Annotated in this window: 4 protein-coding genes and 1 pseudogene; 2 read left to right on the forward strand and 3 right to left on the reverse strand. The window is 44.7% G+C overall.

Going from position 1 to position 1,701, the window contains the following annotated elements:
• Positions 1–70: hypothetical protein (locus tag MKR05_RS26830; RefSeq protein WP_223349232.1), on the forward strand; the 70-nt coding region annotated here is incomplete at its 5' end.
• Between the two features lie 86 nt (positions 71–156).
• Here MKR05_RS26830 and MKR05_RS26835 read toward each other — a convergent pair.
• The 3 genes from MKR05_RS26835 to MKR05_RS26845 form a co-directional block, all read right to left on the reverse strand.
• Entirely contained in the window at positions 157–615 is a 459-nt protein-coding gene (locus tag MKR05_RS26835) for a type II toxin-antitoxin system YafO family toxin (RefSeq protein WP_032414405.1), read from the reverse strand.
• A gap of 8 nt (positions 616–623) precedes the next feature.
• Positions 624–1,160 carry a hypothetical protein gene (locus MKR05_RS26840; protein WP_023287162.1) on the reverse strand — a complete coding sequence of 179 codons (537 nt, stop codon included), beginning with the start codon at positions 1,158–1,160 and terminating at the stop codon, positions 624–626.
• Positions 1,161–1,270: 110 nt separating this feature from the next.
• On the reverse strand, positions 1,271–1,624 hold the full coding sequence (locus MKR05_RS26845; protein ID WP_113707494.1) for a hypothetical protein: 354 nt from the start codon (positions 1,622–1,624) through the stop codon (positions 1,271–1,273).
• On the opposite strand from MKR05_RS26845, the pseudogene MKR05_RS26850 reads away from it, so the two are divergent.
• Positions 1,604–1,701 (forward strand): annotated as a pseudogene (locus MKR05_RS26850) (IS5/IS1182 family transposase); the annotation flags it as partial. The gene MKR05_RS26845 and the pseudogene MKR05_RS26850 sit on opposite strands and share 21 nt — an antisense overlap.

A 1,701-nucleotide genomic window follows, 5' to 3' on the forward strand; every position in this document is an offset into this window, starting at 1 on the left:
TATGGCCCTGGTACGAGCGCTGAACAAAATGACGAAAGCAGGTATGCCTGAAAGCGTGCGTATTGCCTGAAAACACAACCCGCTACGGGGGAGACTTACCCGAAATCTGATTTATTCAACAAAGCCGAAGGAATGGTGAAGGTATCTCACTGATAATTAGAAGATATCTTCACGGAACTCTTTTGCTACTGCGGCCAATTCTCTCATTTGTCGATAGTCTTGGCCTTCCGCATGTGCCCAAGGGTGGAAAACCGCAAGAAGGCTATATTGGTTTTCATCAAGTATGTTTTGGACATACACCAGGCAGGTATCAGAAGTTCTATGCCATTGCACAGTGGCTTGGTCTGGTTTACGAGCGTGCTTACCCTTTGGGGTAATAGGCGGCTCAAACTTATTCATACCGAGTTCTAGGTGTATATGCCACATGTGCGCATCTTTCACCTCATCGGGTCGATCATATAGAGTATCTCGGCCGAAATAATGAGGGAGTTTGCCAGTCGCCTTGTAGATAACAAAGTCATCTAGCAAACTCTGTTCGAGGCTAGGGAATTTTGTAAAAACCGGGGCAAAGAAACGGTCGTAAGTTTTTGGGTTGTAAGTTACAGAAATATGCAAGTTACACCTCAATGAATCATAACAGAGGTGCCATGATCGGCCAGTTGGCGCAGTCCATCCATGCTTATGTTACTGACATACGACTCCGGCTCTTTAGTCATCTGGTGAATGAGATGGTTCAGGTTAGATGCTGCAGAACGCGCTTTTGCTACGGTAAGTAGTGTAAGGCGCATGGCTTCTCGTTGCTCAGCACTGACTTCGCGATAAACATTTTTTACCAAGCCCTCAAGTCCACGCAACTGCAGTTCGCAAAGACTCACGGTTTCAGGTTGAAGCTCAGATATCACCTTATGGATATGATCGTAACCAGCCTTAGAAAGCATCCAGTAGGCTTTTTCTAAAGTTTCTCTCAAACCATCAATGGTTTGAATTGCGTCTGACACTTTTTGCTCAGGTTGCAACGTGCTGTTTCTTAAAATAGAAACATATCGGCCACCTGATGCACCACTATCCGCCGGCATTTGGTTAGGGCAACAAAAAGCTGTTGTCTGCTGCATCAGCAAACCAACGGCTGCGGCTACTTTCATTGAATCTAAAAAAGCCATTTTTTGTTTCCTAGTTGCTACTATCATGCTCATAGCGACATTGTAGTTCAATTTCTTGTCGATTTATAGAGTAATCGACAATCATGGAGAGTAACCAAAAACGCTCTCGCCTACCACTTCGGAAAACCAAGCTCGTCATTTTCGACGAGAAGAGGGGCTACACGGTAGCGGTGTCCTTTTAGAGAAGATCGCTTTTTCGGAATTTCGTAAAATTCAGTGGCTGTATCAAACAGATAAAGCGCTTCGACTGGATTTGCGAAACACCAACGGTAACGGAACGGTGTAATTTCTTCGATATCCATGCACACAGACGTGGTGTAGGCTAGGGGAAGTATCCCGATCCAGCTTCCGTCATCGATTTTTCGAACTTTAATAAATCCTTGTCCAAAAAGAAAATTTTCAACTTCACTGGGATTTGTTGAATAAATCGAACTTTTGCTGAGTTGAAGGATCAGATCACGCATCTTCCCGACAACGCAGACCGTTCCGTGGCAAAGCAAAAGTTCAAAATCACCAACTGGCCCACCTACAATAAAGCCCT

The organism is Klebsiella sp. K5-204 (assembly GCF_030128585.1).
GTDB classification, from domain to species: Bacteria; Pseudomonadota; Gammaproteobacteria; order Enterobacterales; family Enterobacteriaceae; genus Klebsiella; species Klebsiella quasipneumoniae.

Bases quoted from the DNA above. Each gene is read 5' to 3' on its own strand.
- MKR05_RS26840 (WP_023287162.1), bottom strand. From the start codon at position 1,160: ATGGCTTTTTTAGATTCAATGAAAGTAGCCGCAGCCGTTGGTTTGCTG.
- MKR05_RS26845 (WP_113707494.1), bottom strand. From the start codon at position 1,624: ATGCGTGATCTGATCCTTCAACTCAGCAAAAGTTCGATTTATTCAACA.